Raw genomic sequence first — 17684 nt, 5'->3', positions numbered from 1 at the left:
CGTCACTCCTCCCAGACGTCGACGCGGGGGAGTCCGCGCAGGTCCCGGGCCGTGTCGACCATCCGCTGGACCAGCGGCGTCTTGCGCCGGGTGTAGGTCTCCGCGTCGAGGTCGGCGAGCTCGCGTTTGAGGTCGGCGTATTCGTCCCGGTCACCGGGCGTCTGCAGCAGGTGATCGCGCAGCAGCCGTTCGTTGCGGGTCTCCCACGAATCCGCGCCGACCACGTGCAGGTGATAGGCGACCGGCGTGCCCTCGCGGCGATAGAACAGCCGATTTGGCATGCCGGTGTCGAGTCGCCGGTAGCCGATCTCCTCGAGGTGCGCCTCCCCGGCGATGACCATGTCGAGCGAGCTGGTGGCCGCCATCAGGTCGATCACCGGTTTGGCCGCCAGCCCGGGAACGGCGGTGCTGCCGACATGCTCCACCTCGGAGACCCGCCCCGGCAGCGCGACGATCACCTCACCGATGGCGTGCCGCGCCAACTCGGCCCACGCCGGGTCGTAATCCACGATCTCGATAGTCACGCAGCGCCCCATACCCAAACCAAAAGGACAAAATCCCTTGGGTACGCCTCAGCGACCTCGATCCTGATCCGTCTCAGGAAACGCAACGGCGGCCAGTGATACCCGGGCCGGTCGGCACATGAGTGAGGCGGCATACCGCAAATGTGACTACACCCGTTGCGGGCGTAACCACACCCGCAACGGGTGTGACGCGAAGTTATATATCCCCGGCGCTGAGCCAGGGCCGGCGAAGGGGTACGTCGATGGCGTGGTGATCGACACCCTTGAAGTTTCAATATCGCGGGCGGATGCTCTTGGTGAAACTTCAACAAGTTGGGGGACGCCATGACGGTCACGCTGGGTTTGCCAGCCACTCGGGTGCGTACCCGGGTGTCGGTGCCACTGCGGTTCCCGGACGGGTACGCCACCACGGCGGACGTCTTCACCTTCACCGGCCTGGCCGACGGCCGTGAGCACCTCGCCCTGGGCCTCGGCCCGTGGCGGGCGGCGCTCACCGCGGACGAGGCGCCTCTCGTGCGCCCGCACAGCGAGTGCCTCACCGGCGACGTCTTCGGCAGCGAGCGCTGCGACTGCGGGCCGCAGTTGCGCGAGGCCGTCGAGCGGATCGCCGAGCAGGGCGGATTCCTGCTCTACCTGCGGCAGGAGGGCCGTGGCATCGGGCTGTACGCCAAGCTGGACGCCTACGCCCTGCAGGACACCGGCCTCGACACCTACCAGGCCAACCTCGCGCTCGGGCACGCCGAGGACGAGCGGGACTACACGCCGGCCGCACAGATGCTGACCACGCTCGGCGCTGAGAAGATCCGGCTGCTCAGCAACAACCCGGACAAGGCGGCGCAGCTCGGAGGCCTGGGCATCGAGGTGACCCGGCGGATCCCGACCGGGGTGCACCTGACCGGGGCGAACGCCCGGTACCTGACGGCCAAGCGGGACCACACCGCGCACACGCTCGACCTGCCGCTGGCCGGCTGAGATGACCGTCACCCGCGTCGAATCCCTCGCCACCCATCACGACTGGATGCAGGCCGCGCTGACGTTCTCCCGGCTCGCGCCGCCCGTCGACTCCCGGTACGCGGTCGGCGCGATCGTCGTCGACTACGACGGCAGCATCCTGGCCACCGGTTACACCGGTGAGAACGACCCGCACGAGCACGCCGAGGAGGCCGCGCTCTCCAAGATCCTGCCGGGCACCGATCTGTCCCGGACCACGATCTACACGACGATGGAGCCCTGCACGAGCCGCCGCTCCCGGCCCGCGTCCTGCACCCAGCTGGTGATCGCCGCCGGGTTCGGGCGGGTCGTGCTCGCTCTGCGTGAACCGCTGCTGTTCGCCGACTGCGACGGCGTCGACACGTTGCGCCTCGCGGGCGTCGACGTGATCGAGCTGTCCGATCTTGCCCACCACGTCCGCGCCGTCAACGCGCACGTCCTCGCGCCCGGCCAGGCAGGATGACAACCGTGACCGAGGCCGAACCGCGCTGGCTCACCGACTCCGAGATGCGTACCTGGCTCAACCTCGCCCAGGTCCTGATCCTGTTGCCGGCCACCCTGGATCGGCAGCTGCGCGAGGACACCGGGATACCGCACGCCTACTACCAGATCCTGGCGAACCTCAGCGACTCCCCGGGCCGTTCGATGCGGATGACCGATCTGGCCCGCATGGTCGGCACCACGCCGAGCCGCCTGTCACACGCCGTCGCGAGCCTCGAACAACGCGGCTGGGTCCAGCGCCAGGCCTGTCCGAACGACAAACGCGGACAGATCGCCTGCCTCACCGAGCTGGGCGTCGCCACCCTGCGCGAGGCCGCCCCCGGCCACGTCGCCGAGGTGCGCCGCCTGGTCTTCGACAACCTCACCCCGGACGAGGTCGCACAGCTGGGCGAGATCACCTCGAAATTGCTCCCGCGCCTCGCTGCCGGCTGACGCCCGGTGGGCGTACGCATCAAGGGTCTTGATCTTGATCTTGGTCTTTTCTCTTGGTAGAGCCCCGGTTCGCCGGTGCCTGCGTGAGCGGGCACAATGGGAGGGTTGGTTGGCGTGGGACTTCGGGCGTGGGATTCAGGAGGAACGGTGGCGCTTCAGGAACGGCCGGAAACGTGCGTGATTGCCGTCGACGGCCCGTCCGGTTCGGGCAAATCCACCGTTTCCCGGCGGCTGGCCGTCGCGGTCGAGGGTGTGTACCTCGACACCGGGGCGATGTACCGGGCGCTGACCTGGGCCGTGCTTCAGGGTGGCGCTGACCTCGCGGACCCCGAGGCGATCGCCAAGATCGCGCTGGAGACCGAGTTGTCGATCGGCACCGACCCGTCGGCGCCGCACTTCGCGGCGAACGGCACCAACGTCGACGCGCCCATCCGCGGCCCGGAGGTGACCGGCGCTGTCTCCGCCGTCGCCGCCGTTCCCGCCGTGCGAAAGCACCTGGTCGCGCTGCAGCAGGCGATCATCGCCGCACACCCGCGCATCATCGTCGAGGGCCGCGACATCGCGTCCGTGGTCGCCCCCGACGCCGATCTGAAGGTCTACCTGACTGCGTCCGCCGCCGCACGCGCCGCCCGGCGCAGCGCCGAGGACGCCACCGACGTCGCCGCCACCGAGGCCGACCTGGCCCGCCGTGACAAGCTCGACTCCAGCCGCGCGGTCGACCCGCTGCGCCAGGCCTCCGACGCCATCGAGGTGGACACCACCGGGATGGGCATCGACGAGGTTGTGGCGCATCTGCTCGATCTGCTCAACAGCAAGGTAAGTAAGTGACTGATCTCCCCGCCGACCTCGATCTCAATGATTTCGAGGGTGGGCTCGTATTTTCCGATACCGACGGTTCCGATGATTCATCGGAATTTTCCGGACCTGTCCCGGTTGTCGCCGTGGTCGGCCGCCCGAACGTGGGCAAGTCCACCCTGGTGAACCGCATCATCGGCCGCCGCCAGGCAGTCGTCGAGGACGTCGCCGGCGTGACCCGTGACCGGGTGCCCTACGACGCGCAGTGGAACGGCCGGCGGTTCACCGTCGTCGACACCGGCGGCTGGGAACCCGACGCCCGCGACCGCGCCGCGGCCATCGCCAACCAGGCCGAGATCGCCGTGCAGACCGCCGACGTGGTCATTTTCGTCGTCGACGTCACCGTCGGCGCCACCGACGTGGACGAAGCCGCGGTCAAGATGCTGCGCCGCAGCCACAAACCGGTCATCCTGGTCGCCAACAAGGCCGACAACCAGAACCTCGAACTCGAAGCCGTGTCGCTCTGGCAGCTCGGCCTCGGCGAGCCGTTCCCGATCTCGGCGCTGCACGGCCGCGGATCCGGCGACCTGCTCGACAGCATTCTGGCCGCGCTGCCGCCGACCCCGCCGGTGATCGAGGGCACCCCGCGCGGCCCGCGTCGCGTCGCCCTGGTCGGCCGGCCCAACGTCGGCAAGTCCAGCCTGCTGAACCGCCTCGCCAAAGAGGAACGCGCCGTCGTCGACTCGGTCGCCGGCACCACCGTCGACCCGGTCGACAGCCTGGTCGAGATGGACGGCGACATCTGGCAGTTCGTCGACACGGCCGGCCTGCGCAAACGGGTCAACCAAGCCTCGGGTACGGAGTACTACGCGTCCCTGCGTACCGCCGGCGCCGTCGAATCCGCCGAGGTCGCGGTCGTGCTGCTCGACTCCGGTGACGTGATCAGCGAACAGGACCAGCGGGTCATCTCCCAGGTCATCGAGGCCGGGCGTGCCCTGGTGGTCGCGTACAACAAGTGGGACCTGGTCGACCCCGACCGCCGCATCTTCCTGGACAAGGAAATCGACCGCGACATGAAGCGCGTCGCCTGGTCCGTCCGGGTGAACATCTCCGCCAAGACGGGGCGCGCCGTCGACAAGCTGGCCCCGGCGCTGCGCAAGGCGCTGGCGTCTTGGGAGCAGCGGGTGGCCACGGGCGCTCTGAACCAGTGGATCACCGCGTTGACGCAGGCCACACCGCACCCGGTGCGTGGTGGGCGGGCTCCTCGGGTGCTGTTCGCCACCCAGGCCGGGGTGGCTCCGCCTCGGTTCGTGCTCTTCACGACAGGGCCGTTTGATGCCGGGTATATCCGGTTCATCGAGCGAAAGCTGCGTGAGGAGTTCGGGTTCGAGGGGTCGCCGATCGAGATCTCTGTGAAACCTCGGAAGAAGCTGGGGCCGGGGGGCCGCGGTAAGGCTCATGGGTAGCGGTTGGTAGGCTCTAGGAGATGTCGCGCCGGGCTGGGGTTCGGGGCGGGATCGGGCTGTAGCGCAGCTTGGTAGCGCACTTGACTGGGGGTCAAGGGGTCGCAGGTTCAAATCCTGTCAGCCCGACCAGCTTTCGAAGGCCGTTGGCAAGGACGAAAGTCCTGGTCAGCGGCTTTTTTAATGGACGGCAGTCGTTTGACCAAGATCGCTCTAGTGGATCTTGTGGTCACAGGCGTGGTCACAGACGGGCCTACCGTGGATGAGGTCAGCTCAGCTCTGTGACCACGGGGGGTGCCCAGATGACCGTCGGCTCGTACCAAACTTCCACCAAGACTCTCTGGTTCTTCGTCATCGATCTGCCGGTCGGCGACGATGGTAAGCGGCGTCAGCACAAGCGAAGAGGGTTTCCCAGCAAGACTGCGGCGGAGAAAGCCGAAACCGAGGCACGCAAGGCGTACGGCGAGGCCGCGATCGGCGCGGATGGCAGTGTCGCTGCCGAGCTTTCCGGGTGGCTGTCCGAGCGGGAACTCGACATCGAGGAAACCACTTTGGACAACTATCGCAACCTGTTCCGGATGTACGTGATCCCGCACATCGGCGGGCGGCAGCTGTACAGCCTCGACAAGCGCGTCGTGCAGGACATGTACAAGACGCTCGTAAAAGAAGGCGGCAACGGGAAGAAGCCGTTGTCGGAGACGACCGTCAGGACCGTGCACCGGGTGCTGATGAAGGCGTTCAAAGATCTCGGGATCGACCTCGGCGCGGTCCGGCAGCCGCGGCCGGCTCAACGCGAGGACCAAGGGCGCAAAGGCGTGTGGACACCGAAGCAGTCGAAGCGGTTCCTCCAGTTTCATCGCGACGCTCGCCTATATGCGGCCTGGGCCCTTGCGGTCGTCGCCGGAACCCGGCGCGGTGAGATCGCCGGCTTGAAGTGGGCGATGGTGGATCTCAACAACGGGATCGTTTACATCCACTGGCAGCGCACGATCTCCGGCAACAAGGTCATCGAGAAGGCGCCGAAGGGCAAGAGCCGTCGTGCGATTGCGATCGGCCCGGCGATGGTCCGGGTCCTGCGGGAGCACAAAGCTCGCCAGGACAGGGAGAAGGCGGCCGCAGGGCTGCTGTATCACGATCACGGCTGGGTCTTCCCGCGCGAGGACGGCGAGCCCTACTACCCGCGCTACTACACCGACCAGTGGGAGAACGCGTGCCTGGCAGCCGGCGTGCCGGTCATCGTGCTGCACGACGCTCGGCACACCTCTGCCACAGCCGGAGCGGACGCCGGTGTTCCGGAGCACGTCATGCAGAAACGGCTCGGTCACGCCGACGCCCGGACAACGCGCGAGGTCTACACCCACGTCCTGCCCGAGAGCGAACGCAAAGCCGCCGAACTGATGGACTCCGCCCTCGGTGAAGAAGCCGCCTGATGATAGGCGGGGCGCGTAAGCGCCCCGCCCATCACGTCGGTCGGCCTGAGCGGAACAGCTCAAGACAGCCCCGGACAACTGCCCGCGTTGCGCTCGTTGTGGTGCGCTTAGTCAAGGAGCAATCCTCCTTGCTCATCCCGGACGATCACGGGAAATGCGGGGGGAGTGCCACGAGCGGAAGGGGGACCGATGCCCAGGCGCGCATGGACAGTGGCGCAGGTGAGAGAACTCGGCATGGCAACGGACATTGAGACGGCGGCGTCGGTGCTGGGCATCGGCCGAACAACCGCCTACACGCTGGCTCGATCCGGCGACTTCCCGGCGCCGTTCATCCGGGTCGGCCGGCGCTACATCGTCTCCGTCGAGGGCCTATTGACGGTCCTCGGCGCGACCGGCTCGGCACGGCCGGTCGATGACGAAGTTCCCTCGCACGGTGAACCACCTGCAGGAATCGAAGAGCGGGCGTCGACTTGACTCGCTCATGAGCGAAAGGATGGACAGATGAGCGACTCGCAGGTCGGAGGAGTCGACTGGCGTAAGTGGACCATGGATCACGCGAAACTGGTCCGTGCCTTTGAGCCGGCCACCTTCGCCGTCGACGGCGACGAGGAGAGATCGCTGCTCGCCGCGGGAGCGCTGATCATGGCTGCCACGCAGATCATCGACGAACTGTTCCAGGACATCGAAACCCTGGCCACAGACGGCGGCGGCAGCGTCGCTGACAGCGAAGGCGCCTACTTCGTCCTCGAGGACCTACCGCAGCGCTTCGCCCACCAGTACAACGGTCGCTTCGCGCGCAACTTCCACGTCGCGACCGTCATGGTCACCGGCCGATTGTCCGCGCAGCAGTGGATGCCATCGACGTCGCTCGGCGAGGCTCTCGCCCTGTACCTCGTCATCCAGCGGGCCCAGTACCTGCTCGTGGATCACGAGCTCGTTGACCGGGAGGAGGCGCGGGAGTTGTACCTCGACTTCGAGGACGCTGCCTTCGAAGACATCGACCACGAGTGGCTCTACCGGGCTGACATGGACGGCTTCGAGAACGATAAGGAGTTCGCCGCCCGATTCGGTGCGACTGACATGCGCGTTCAGTCGTGGTTCCAGCCGACCGGCGACGGGCCCGCACACGTGCACGCCTTCTCGATCGACTTGGAGGCGCCGAAGCAAGCCTGACGCCGGGCTGCTGCGCCATGACGAACGCGCCCATTGAAGCGAATCGGGGCAGGGGAGGGGCCGAGGGAGAGGGTCTGCCAGGCTTTAGAATGGAGGCAAGTCCCATGCCTGCCTCGGCTTGCGCGGACAGCGACCGCCACACTGGCAGTGTGGGGGTCAGGGGAGCGGTTGCGCCCGGTTTCCTCGCCGCATCTATCGCTTCGGCGGCCGTTCTGGTTCATGCCATCCATTTTATATTGGTCGAGTTAAGGGGTCGCTCATCAAATGATGGACCCCTTAACTCTGGTTGTTCCTAGGATGCGTTGGCGCTTTGATAGCGCAAATTCGCCGGGGGTCGCAGGGTGACAGCCGTCCTGATGTTTCCAAGGTGGTGGGAGGTAATTCCTGGTCCCCCATCGGAACGTCGATCTAGCGGCGGTGGGCCGAATAGTCTCCGCGCATCTCGAGCTGGGGCGGCAGCAGGTCGTCTTTGGCTGGGGGACTGCGCGGCGCAGCCTGTTTCCCGCCGCTCCCTCGATGTCATTGGGATCGCTCACCAGCCACCTCGCGAACCCACGCAGCCAAGCGGCGGTCAGGAGCATCGAATCTGCTGCGCCCGAGTTACCCCCGATCGGGCGACCAACGCGGGCCAAAGAACGTCGGGGCCGACTGACAGCTGGCCCCCGAATTCGCTGATCAAAAGGCCTCGGCCTGGGCTTGCGACGAACGAAGCTCGCCGGGTAACCGAGGTGACAGACCGCCTCTGCCCATGTGAATGTCGATCGTCAGCGGGCAGACCGACGATCAGGGACGGGGCTACACACATGCAGCAACACGGCGACGCGGCCGAAGGCTTCACGCCGTACGAGTTCTCGCCCACCCACGCGAGCCTCGCGGTCGACATCATCGACCAGGCTCTTAGCGCTAGCACTGACAGCTGGACTGCCGCCGCGGCGGTCAACGCGGCGCCCGCCGGCGACGAGATCGGTGACCTCACCGCGCTTCGACGTGAACTGTGCCGCGCCTTGACGTACTCGCTGCGCCTCGGGCTCGGCGACGAGGAACCCGGCTGCGAACTGAACACCGACGGCAACGACCTGCTGCCTGCGGTCCGGGACCTGCCCGACCCGGTCATCCTGCTGTGGCGCGCCGTCGCCGACGGCGTCACGCAACCGGCGGCGATCGCACGCTTCGCGGATCTGCTTTGGTGCCGCCGCGACCAACGAGCTGGCCTGCACGCCGGGCGCGCCGCACGCGCCTACCTCCAGCTCGCCGACACCGCCGACACCGACATGAACACTATGGAGAACCTGCTGCGCGCCTGGACTCTCGCGCGTCGCATCGGCGACACCGACCTCGACGGACAGGCTCGTGACCGGCTCGCGCAGATCGCTCGAGACACCCTCACGGGCCGGCCTGGTGAACGGCCGGGCATCCTGCTGCCCGCCTTGGCGGCGTTGGCCCGTGGCCCGCTGCGGCCAAAGAAGGGGCCGCCGCCGGCTGACCCGATCGAGGTCGACGCCCTGCTGTCGCGAGCCGCCGACACCTGCCGGCGCGGCCGTGATGCCAGCGCCGTCGCTCGCTACCGGCGTGCGGGCGTGCAGGACCCCGCGGTGCTGGATGCCATGGCCCGCGATGAGGCCGCCGCCTACTTCCGCGACGCCGACGACGCCTCGCACCCGGCCGTGCGGATGGCCCGGCTGACTGCCGCCGCGCAGATCGCCCATGAGCGGGGCCTCGGCGACCTCGAACGCGACGCCGCCCGGCAGATGCAGAACATCGACCCGGCGTCGCTGGGCATGCGCACCTTCACCGCCTCCAGCACCCTGCCCGCGTACGTCGTCGAGCCGCTGCTGCACGGTTTCACCCGCCCCGACCGCTGGCAGCAAGCGATGGACGTCTTCCTGCACAGCGACTGCCCGACCGGCGACATCGCCAACCTGCGCGCCGAAGCCGCAGCCAACCACAGCCCCTTGAGCCGGATCCTGCGACCCGTCCGCTTCACCGGCGGCCTGCCTCGCGCCGCCGCCGACACCGACGCCGACCTCGAGAAGCAGGAGATGAGCTTCTACGCCGAGGTCCTGGCCGAGAACCACGGACGTCTGCTCGCCACCGGACTGCTGCGCCTGGCCGACCGCTACGGCATCCCCGCCGAGGACGACCTGGTCGACTACCTGCTGACCCGCGGCGCCCGCGACGCCGCCCTGGCGCGCAGCCTGGCCAAGGCCCTGCGCCACTTCTGGCACCAAGACTTCGAGTCGGCGATCCACCTCGCCGTACCCAAGGTGGAGACCGCGGCCCGCGCCCTGCTCATCGAACTCGACGAAGGCATCTACCGCGCCGAATCCGCCAACAGCGTCGGTGGCTACCCCGGCCTCTACGCTCTGCTGACCAATCTCGAAGCCCTCGCCCTCGACGAGTCCTGGGCATTCTTCTTCAACTGGCTGCTTGCCGGACCATGGGGTGCGAACCTGCGCAACGACGTCTCCCACGGCCTGCCCGCCCCGATGACCCCCGCCCACGCCGCCCTGATCCTGCGTGCCGTGTCCGTGCTGGCGATCGTCGCCGGCCCGGTAACCACCATCCGGCAGGACACCAGCCTGCGCCGCGACCGCGATGAACTGATGGCGTTGCTCACCTCCCTGACACCCGCCACCAGCCCCGCCGGGCGGCGACTCAACCGCCTCGCCGGGCTCATCGAACGCGTCGCATGGCGGCTCCGACTGACTCAGGCCCGCCGCATGCAGCGCCGATTACCTCGTTTTCGCTGATCGACGCATCATCCAGTCGCAGCTTGATCGGCCGGCGGCAATCAGAAACGCCACCGGGGTGTGTCGCAGTTCCTGCGGACTACCCGGGAGTCAGCTCAATGACAGTCCGCCGCACGCCAGCATCCAGCAGCGCCTGCGCGCGGTGCTGGCCATTGTTGTAGCCCTCGGATGACGGCCACCGGGCGTCCGGCCGGATCGTGTCGGCAAACAGCGACAGTACGGCGTCGCGATCCCACGTGGTCAGGGCCTGCACGTCCGGATGATTCGTGACCCAGGTGGTGGTGTCGTCGAAACTCACTCCGGCCGCGCGGGCTTGTCCGGCCAGGCGCACCGCGAGGCGCGACACCGTGTGCCAGTCTCCGCCGTGGTACCAGCAGCAGTCGCGGCCGCCGCGCCGCGGCACGAGCTGCCGGCCGAGGCGACGCCACCACGGCACCCCGCTCGCCATGCAGCCCTGCTCCCGGAACGGCTGAGGCCGGGTGAGCAGGACCACCAGCGCCGCCGCGTACACCGGCTCCGGCTCGGGTTCCGGCAGGGCCGGGACGAAGCCTTCGCCTCGCTCGAGGTCGACCGGCTGGCCCACCAGCATGTTGACATCGGCCGGGGTGACGGGCGTCCATCGGGGGTTGTGCAGGGCGTACTCGGCCGCTCCCGGGGTGAAACTCGCCAACCTCAGGTGGCGCCGCTCACCCATGATCATGTGCTGGATCCAGATGGGCGGCTGGGCGTCGTCGGGGAAGTGACGGCGCCAGACCTCGGCAGCGCAGTGCTCCGCCACATTCATCAGGGACGCACCGTCGCCGTCGCCGGTCATCTGCGCCGAGACGGCGACGGGACGGGCACCCGATGCGGTGAACAGCTGCAACCGGAACGTCGCCCGTCGGCCGGTGCCAGCCGGAAACCGGAACATGTGCTCGTCGGCGATGCGCTGTCGGGGCGAGCTCAGGTCGGCCAGCATCGCGGCCCGCTTGGCTGACACGTCGGAAGACATTCCAGAACGGTAGCGGCGATGGCCGGCTCGAGCGATGCCCGCGGCGTACCGAAAGGGCAATGGCTGCGACTGGTGTGCTCTCCCGCCGATTCGACCGAGCTTCGCCTCACCATCGGCGAACCCTCGCCTTACCGCGGCGGCGCCGTCGTGACCCGGGAAGCGCACGACCGCGACGGGTCGCGCCGTCAGAGCCTTCGCAGTGGCCGGGCGGCCGACGACGACCAGCAAGCGGATGAACCAGACGACGGCCGGCAACCCGCGGTCCGAAGCCGGCTCCCAGAAACGGCATACGGACATCCAGGCCGGCGAGCCGTGCTCGTTCGCCGTGAGGCAGGAGGTGGCCGTACACATCGAAGGTGGTTCTGATCGAGGCGTGGCCGAGTCGAAGCTGGATGGCGAGGAAGTCCCAGCCGGCAGCGATCAAATAGGCGACATGGGTGTGCCGTATATCCTGCAACCGCGGCCGCCCCCGGAGCCGACTCGGACAATGGCAGGTCGACACGGCTCGCGGACTGACCCACCCGGACGCCGCGGCGGCCGGTGGGTGTTGCGGGCAGCGTTGAGCGGCGGTGACAGCAGGCTGCCAGTACCGCTGCCGCAAGGTGCCGGCCCGCCACGGTCCGCCACCGGGCGCAGTGAACACCAGGTCGTCTGGCAGCTTGCCCGCGATCAAACGGCCGAACATCGCCGCTACGGTCGGCGTCAGCGTCACCGTGCGCCGCGAGCGCTGTGACTTCGGCTCCGTGAAGACGCCGTCGCGACGCAGCGTCCGCACGACCTGCAGCATCGGAGTGCGACCGAGGCGGACATCTTGCACGCGAAGAGCGAGCAGTTCGCCCAGCCGCAACCCTGTTCCCAGCAGCGCGATCACCAAGTGAATGATTGCCCCGGGGCAATGCCGTAGGAGAATGCCGGCCTGATAGGCGTCGAGGATGCAAGCGGGACGCGGGGTGACGCGGGGCAGGCCGTTACTGCGCCGACCGGGCGGACAACGCATCGGGTTGTCGAGGCGCAGGTACGGCACCGCGTCTTGCATCACCTGGCTCAGCACCACCCAGTGCTTACGCACCCCGGCCGGCATCAGCTCCCGCGACAAAGCCGCCTTCCACGGGTCCAGATGCTCGTGCCGGGTGATCTCGGCGACCGGCAGATCGCCGAGGACCGCGGCGACGCGTCCGCGCAGGACCCGCGCGTACTCGGCGTGGGTGGTGGCGGCGACATCGACCTTCAGGGCCAGCCACCGATCGATCCACCCGCGCAGCAGCACTGTCGGCGGTCGCGCCAGCGTTCGCGATGAACTCGGGTCGATCGCCGCATACTCCTGAGCACTGCTGACTTGCGCGCCGTGCGCCTCGACGTACTGCTTGGCGGCGACGGCTTTGAAGGTGGAGGGGCCGGAAAACGTGCAGCATTGCTGCCGTCGTCCCGCTGCCCGCCATCGGACGCAGAACGAATTTCCTCGTGCATGGATAGAAGCCATTAGTCGACCTTGACGCGCACCAGGGAGGGGCGGTGTAAGCCGAACGGGGAGGCTCCTCCTCACGAGTGGCATGACTTCGACACCCATTATCCTAGGATGGTCTAGGCGGTGCGAGCTGCAGCATGAGGTCGTACATGACGATGGACATGTGGACTGGTGTCGATCCTCTCCGCGTGCGCCCTGCCTCGGAGGTCTCGGGCAAGCAACAGGTCGTTCCGTTTCTCTCGCCCGTTCCCAAAGTCACCCGGAAGCCTCCACCGTTGCCGGCAACGTTGGCATCGTGACGGCTATGAGTGCTGACTTCGACGTCCCCGCAGATCGAGGATCCGGCCGGGCACGGCCCAACGAGCCGGCCGAATACCTGGGCACGACGCGGGTCAACGGCCTGGCCGTGCAGCGCTGGAGGACGCGAGCCGGGATCATCGCGCTGGTATGGAACGCCTACGACGGCCCGCCGACATCCGACGCCGAGCTGGGGGAGAAGCTGCGTGCGGTCGGGGTTGGTGCTGCCCTGCGGGCCATGCCGCACTTCGGCGTCGGCGGACCCGCCCTGCACCAGGTGTCCATCCCGGGTGTCGCCGACGCGCCGGAGGTGGCCTGGGACCAACTGGCCGAGGCATTGGGCCAGCCCCTGCCGTACTGGCCGATCCCGCTGCAGCAGCGGCGGTTGATCGACGCGTGGCAGCCGGGCCGACCAACCGTGCAGGCACTGGCCGTCGACCCCGAAATGGATCTCGACGTGCTGCTGCGCCTGGCCGCGCTCTACGACTGCGATCACCCGGCCGCGCAGGTGCTCTCCAGGCTGTTCCGTACGGTGACATGGCGTGAGTCCCAGGCCGCCGCCCAGATGATCGCCATGGCCGAGAGCATGACTTTCGACGGCACGATAGTGATCGCAGCCCGACCGATACCGGTGCCCCGAGCCCATCCCGATGAGCTGCCGGAGACGGTACGCAGAGCGGGATGGCTGGAAATCCTCGGACGCGCCGACGTGCTCGCCGATGCCTGCGTGGAGCAGCTGGTGCGCTGGGACGGCGGCCGAGACTGCCCCTTCGGCGCGCCGGTCGACCTCGCTCCCGGTGACCCGATCAGCGACGAGGTCATCGACCGTCTCGAACCCACTGCCCGCACGGCCGCGTTCCGATTCCTCGACGCGCCACCGGACGCTGAGACCCTGGTAGATCCGGCCACCGACGCCCCGGCCATTCGCGTAGCCGACGAGGACGGCCAGCGCATCCGGATCGCGGTCAGCCAGTGGCTTCCCACGACATCGCCGCTGGCCGAACTGGTGCTCGACGATCCGATCTGGATCCGGACCGCCGACGGCACCGTCTACCCGGCACCACAAGATCCGAGGTGGGGTCTCGGATGGGGGTATGCCGGCAACGGGCCCGGCGCACTCGCGTTACTGATCCATCGGCTGCTGGACGACATCACGGCACGAGCTGCCGACGACACGCGCGGGGCGCCGGAGGGCCTCGAACGGCTCCTTTCCACTGACCTGCCCCGGGGAACCCGTCTCTCTCGGTCCCAACTTGAAGCTGCCCGTGCCAGCAGCTGACCACCGAGAAATGCCAGCTTCAGGCGTGAACCTGTATCACCTTGCTTGTGGGAGATTCAGCGAACGACAACCTCGGAGGAGGACGCTCGACCTAACTGAAATCCGAGCGGCCTCCAGCGAAAAGTCACATCAGAGACGACCTTGCCGCTTCAACAGCCAGACCGGCAATAGTCCGCCGTGCCGAGCGACGTGCGTGCACAGCTTGCGCTCGCTGTACCCGCCTTCAACCCCGTTACCTACCGCCGCCCAGAACGCCTTGGACGAATTCGCATGTCCGCTGCCGGTGTGCCAGACCACCCCGGGGTGCTCCATGCGCAGGGCGCGAAGAGCGGCAGCAGCGAGGCCGCTGCGCTGGTATCGCTCTATGGTGTGCGGCTTGTCGACCCATCCGATCCGGCAATGAGGGCAAACGACGTACTCCACGACGAACGCCATACCGCCGTTGAGGTTGGCTTGCCGGCATCGCCAGCCGAAGTACCGACCGGAGTCGGTGTCCTGCCAGGGGCTGTTCAACGTCGGCAGTTGTCCGGTGGTGTACCGCGGCCGTCGGTCGATTCGTCCTCGAGTCAGGTTGTACACCGCGGTCCAGACCGGCTCCCGGCGAGGCCAGCGAACGACATGGGTGGCCGCTTGCTCCCGCAGTCGCCGCAGTTCGCGCCCAAGATCGATATTCACGCTGCCCGGCCTCCTGCAGCCCGAGCTAGCCGTTTCAGCGCCCAACCCGGCAACACGCCACCTTGATGAGCGACATGCCGGCACAGTTCCTGTGAGCTGTAGCCGCCGGGAACGCCGGTACCGACGGCTGCCCAGAAAGCTTTCGAGTCGGGCATGAGCGAGCTTGCGGCGTACCAGGCCGTCACCTCGGGATGCTCGACGCGAAGAGCTTGAAAGCCGGCCGCAGCCAATCCGCTGCGCTGATATCGCTCATCGGTATAAGGCCGGTCGACCCAGCCGATCGCGCAGCGCGAGCACACGATGTACTCCACGACGAACGCCTCGCCGCCGCGCAGGTTCGCCTGCCGGCATCGCCACCCGAAGTACCGGCCGGAGTCGGTGTCCTGCCACGGGCTGTTCAATCTGGGCAGGTCCCCAAGGGTGGGCCGGGGCCTGCGGTCAATACGGCCGCGTGTCAGGTGGTACAACATCGTCTTGATCGGCATCCGCAAAGACCATCGGACGACGTGCGTCGTCGCCTGCTCGCGTAGCTGCCGCAGTTCACGGTCAAGATCAGCATCCACTCTGTGTTCGTCTCCTGAATTCCATAGGACGCACTGTCCGGCTCGTGGAATCGCGGGCGGGTCTGCTAGCCACGCGGTCTATGGCAGATCACCCGCGGTGCAAACGGTCGGTCTCGTCGTCGATGATGCGTTGCTGGTCGACAGCACCCACCTCGTAATCGACCAGGCGCGGGTCGGTTGCGGCGCCGGAAGCTCGTTTGGCGTCGCTGTCGTGCGCGTACGCCCGGAACAGCCTGCGCTTGTCGGACAGCAACTCTTCGAGCCGCTCGTCGACCGAGTTCTTGGCCAACAGTCGGTGGATCCGCACCATCCGCGCTTGCCCCATCCGGTACGCCCGCCGGATCGCCTGTTCCTCCGTTGACGGTTTGAGCTGCGGCTCGGCGAGCACGACCACCGAAGCGGCCTGAATGTTGACGCCCTGGCCGATCGCCTCGATCTGCCCGATCAGCACGTAATGTCCGTCATGAGCGGTGAACCGCTCGATCTCCACGTGCCGGCGTGCCGCTGGAACCTCGCCGGTCAGCACAATCTGCGGTGAACCGGCGAGCGCCGCCGAGATCGCGTCGATCACATGCCGGAACTGAGAGAAGATGATGACCTTCCAGCCGTCGTCGGCGGATTCGGCGACGATCTCCCGCAGCCGGACGATCTTCGCGGGCACGCCCCGGCTCGCCTTGGCGTACGCGGCCCGCCGCATGTCCGCGAAATGCCGCCGAGCGACCGCATCGGCATACACGCGGGCCTCGGCGGGCTCCATCTCGACCCAGTCGTCGATCTCCACCAATTCGGGCAGCTCTTGCAGCACGTCTTCCTGGTTGCGGCGCAGATACACCGCCGCGACCCGTTCCCGGAACCGCACCGGATCGACGAACACCTTCTCGTTCGGAATCAGCCGGTCCGCCAGGACCGGGTCGAGATACCGGACCAGGTTGCGGAACTCGCTCACCCGGTTCTCCATCGGAGTCCCGGTCAGCAACAAGACCCGCCCCGCGTGCCGGGCGAGCGCACCGACCTGCCGGGACTGTTCCGTCGAAGGATTCTTGATCTTGTGTGCCTCGTCCACGACCAGCAGATCGAACCGGAACCCGGCCGGCAGGACCAGAGTGCTGAGCATCCGGTACGTCGTCACGGCGACACCGCCGCGGGCGGCCCACGTCTGCAACGTCTCCTGCCGGTCCGGACCATGAATCCGCACCGCCGGCAGCCGGCTGTGGGAGCCGATCTCGACGAGCCAGTTCACCAGCACACTCGCCGGCGCGACGACCAGAGCGGTCAACGGGCCGTGGTGAGCCAGATGCGCCATCACCGCGATCGCCTCGATCGTCTTCCCCAAGCCCATCTCGTCACCCAGGATCGCTCCGGGACGCGACAACACGTACCGGGCACCGAACGCCTGGTAGGCGCGTAACCGGACGGTCAGCAGCGTGACATCCAGATCGACCTGCTCGGCGGCGTCCGCCACCACTTGCGGCACGTGGCCGGTCTCCGCCGCTGCCGTGGCCGCCTCACCACGCACGACCGCCAGCAACGTCTGATACACGGCAGCCGCCTGGCTGAAGTCGCGCCACACCACCACCTCCGGCGCCCGCCGCGCCTCGTCCCGGACGGCGCTCAGATCAGCGAAAGCGGCATCCACCGCCGCGGCATCCGGGCCGTCGACCAGCGCGGCGAGTACGCCCAATGCCTGCTGGTCGCGGTCTTTGGTGGCCGGCGCTGCGAAGGTGCGGCGCAGCCAGCCGCGGCCTCGGCTCGCGTCCGCGACCGCTGCCGGTAACCCGCGGACCAGCCGCTGCCGCGGCTCGTCAGCTGCGGTGACGATCCGCGCCGCGGTCACCAACTCCCGCAGACCTCGTAGCAGCGCGGTATGAGCTGGTGTCGGACGGCTCGCGTCCAGCCGGACCACGGTCTCCTCGGCGACCGAAGCCCGTGCCGACGCCGCTGCCTGCATGATCGTCGCGACCGATGGTCCTCCTAGCCCGGGAACGGCCCGGAGGCGATGCTCGCCCGCGGTCCACACCGCCCAGACCGACTGATAGCCGTTCTTCGTGAGCGCCTTCTGCCCAGGCAGGCGCCCGGCGACGAACCCCCGCAGCTCGGCCACCGGCATGGCCTCGAGGCGTTGTCGCACCAGCGCCTCCCACAGGCGCGCGTACTCGCGCCGTAACTCAACGACCAAGTAATCGGGGACGTCGTCGAGGCGCTGCGCGTCGCGGTACAGGCCCTCGCCGGCGGCAACAATCTGCCGGGCTGCTCGACGGTCGAAGAACGCGGCCGACAGTTCCGGCCGGGCGCTGGCCGCGCTCACCGACTGCTCCGCACGACTATGCGCGGCATCGCGTTACGCTGCATGATCAGT

At 68.0% G+C, this 17684-nt stretch carries 16 protein-coding genes and 1 tRNA gene; 11 read left to right on the top strand and 6 right to left on the bottom strand.

The features are described from left to right. Positions 1 to 2: 2 nt before the first annotated feature. Positions 3 to 524: a GrpB family protein gene (locus tag ACQP2E_RS28240; RefSeq protein ID WP_433825983.1), complete on the bottom strand. Its 522-nt coding sequence runs from the start codon at positions 522 to 524 to the stop codon at positions 3 to 5. Between the two features lie 324 nt (positions 525 to 848). Between ACQP2E_RS28240 and ACQP2E_RS28235 the strand changes: the two genes are divergently transcribed. The 10 genes from ACQP2E_RS28235 (at position 849) to ACQP2E_RS28190 (ending at position 10058) form a co-directional block, all read left to right on the top strand. Continuing rightward, positions 849 to 1496, top strand: coding sequence for a GTP cyclohydrolase II (locus ACQP2E_RS28235; RefSeq protein ID WP_433825982.1), 648 nt, complete (start codon positions 849 to 851; stop codon positions 1494 to 1496). 1 nt (position 1497) lies between these two features. After that, positions 1498 to 1977 carry a deaminase gene (locus ACQP2E_RS28230; RefSeq protein WP_433825981.1) on the top strand — a complete coding sequence of 160 codons (480 nt, stop codon included), beginning with the start codon at positions 1498 to 1500 and terminating at the stop codon, positions 1975 to 1977. A 5-nt stretch (positions 1978 to 1982) separates the two neighbouring features. Continuing rightward, positions 1983 to 2447, top strand: a complete 465-nt coding sequence (locus ACQP2E_RS28225; RefSeq protein WP_433825980.1) for a MarR family winged helix-turn-helix transcriptional regulator — start codon at positions 1983 to 1985, stop codon at positions 2445 to 2447. A 147-nt stretch (positions 2448 to 2594) separates the two neighbouring features. Then, complete coding sequence (gene cmk, locus ACQP2E_RS28220; RefSeq protein WP_111653368.1) at positions 2595 to 3275, top strand: (d)CMP kinase; 681 nt, start codon at positions 2595 to 2597, stop codon at positions 3273 to 3275. After that, positions 3272 to 4708 carry a ribosome biogenesis GTPase Der gene (der, locus tag ACQP2E_RS28215; protein ID WP_433825979.1) on the top strand — a complete coding sequence of 479 codons (1437 nt, stop codon included), beginning with the start codon at positions 3272 to 3274 and terminating at the stop codon, positions 4706 to 4708. Before cmk ends, der begins: the two co-directional genes overlap by 4 nt. 52 nt (positions 4709 to 4760) lie before the next feature. Beyond that, positions 4761 to 4837, top strand: a tRNA-Pro gene (locus ACQP2E_RS28210). A gap of 170 nt (positions 4838 to 5007) precedes the next feature. Then, positions 5008 to 6135, top strand: a complete 1128-nt coding sequence (locus ACQP2E_RS28205; protein WP_433825978.1) for a tyrosine-type recombinase/integrase — start codon at positions 5008 to 5010, stop codon at positions 6133 to 6135. A gap of 234 nt (positions 6136 to 6369) precedes the next feature. After that, a complete protein-coding gene (locus ACQP2E_RS28200; protein WP_433825977.1) occupies positions 6370 to 6609 on the top strand; it encodes a helix-turn-helix domain-containing protein in 240 nt (79 codons plus the stop codon). A 27-nt stretch (positions 6610 to 6636) separates the two neighbouring features. Beyond that, positions 6637 to 7308, top strand: coding sequence for a hypothetical protein (locus tag ACQP2E_RS28195; protein ID WP_433825976.1), 672 nt, complete (start codon positions 6637 to 6639; stop codon positions 7306 to 7308). An 803-nt stretch (positions 7309 to 8111) separates the two neighbouring features. Next, on the top strand, positions 8112 to 10058 hold the full coding sequence (locus tag ACQP2E_RS28190; protein ID WP_433825975.1) for a DUF7380 domain-containing protein: 1947 nt from the start codon (positions 8112 to 8114) through the stop codon (positions 10056 to 10058). 79 nt (positions 10059 to 10137) lie between these two features. Here the strand turns inward: ACQP2E_RS28190 and ACQP2E_RS28185 are convergent, their stop codons facing one another. Next, a complete protein-coding gene (locus ACQP2E_RS28185; RefSeq protein WP_433825974.1) occupies positions 10138 to 11016 on the bottom strand; it encodes a hypothetical protein in 879 nt (292 codons plus the stop codon). Between the two features lie 139 nt (positions 11017 to 11155). Continuing rightward, positions 11156 to 12529, bottom strand: a complete 1374-nt coding sequence (locus ACQP2E_RS28180; protein WP_433825973.1) for a tyrosine-type recombinase/integrase — start codon at positions 12527 to 12529, stop codon at positions 11156 to 11158. 289 nt (positions 12530 to 12818) lie between these two features. Between ACQP2E_RS28180 and ACQP2E_RS28175 the strand changes: the two genes are divergently transcribed. Further along, the gene (locus tag ACQP2E_RS28175; RefSeq protein ID WP_433825972.1) at positions 12819 to 14090 is read left to right on the top strand and encodes a hypothetical protein; all 1272 of its coding nucleotides are present in this window, start codon (positions 12819 to 12821) and stop codon (positions 14088 to 14090) included. A 129-nt stretch (positions 14091 to 14219) separates the two neighbouring features. Here ACQP2E_RS28175 and ACQP2E_RS28170 read toward each other — a convergent pair whose 3' ends face one another. From ACQP2E_RS28170 to ACQP2E_RS28160, 3 genes are all read right to left on the bottom strand, one after another. Further along, entirely contained in the window at positions 14220 to 14765 is a 546-nt protein-coding gene (locus tag ACQP2E_RS28170) for a hypothetical protein (RefSeq protein WP_433825971.1), read from the bottom strand. Continuing rightward, a complete protein-coding gene (locus ACQP2E_RS28165; protein WP_433825970.1) occupies positions 14762 to 15328 on the bottom strand; it encodes a hypothetical protein in 567 nt (188 codons plus the stop codon). Before ACQP2E_RS28165 ends, ACQP2E_RS28170 begins: the two co-directional genes overlap by 4 nt. Positions 15329 to 15416: 88 nt before the next feature. Beyond that, on the bottom strand, positions 15417 to 17633 hold the full coding sequence (locus ACQP2E_RS28160; RefSeq protein WP_433825969.1) for a DEAD/DEAH box helicase: 2217 nt from the start codon (positions 17631 to 17633) through the stop codon (positions 15417 to 15419). Positions 17634 to 17684 lie beyond the last annotated feature (51 nt).

The organism is Actinoplanes sp. CA-015351 (genome assembly GCF_050955685.1).
Taxonomy (GTDB): Bacteria; Actinomycetota; Actinomycetes; order Mycobacteriales; family Micromonosporaceae; genus Actinoplanes.
The sequence above is the reverse complement of the archived record's forward strand: the minus strand, read 5'-3'. Positions and strand labels throughout refer to the sequence as shown.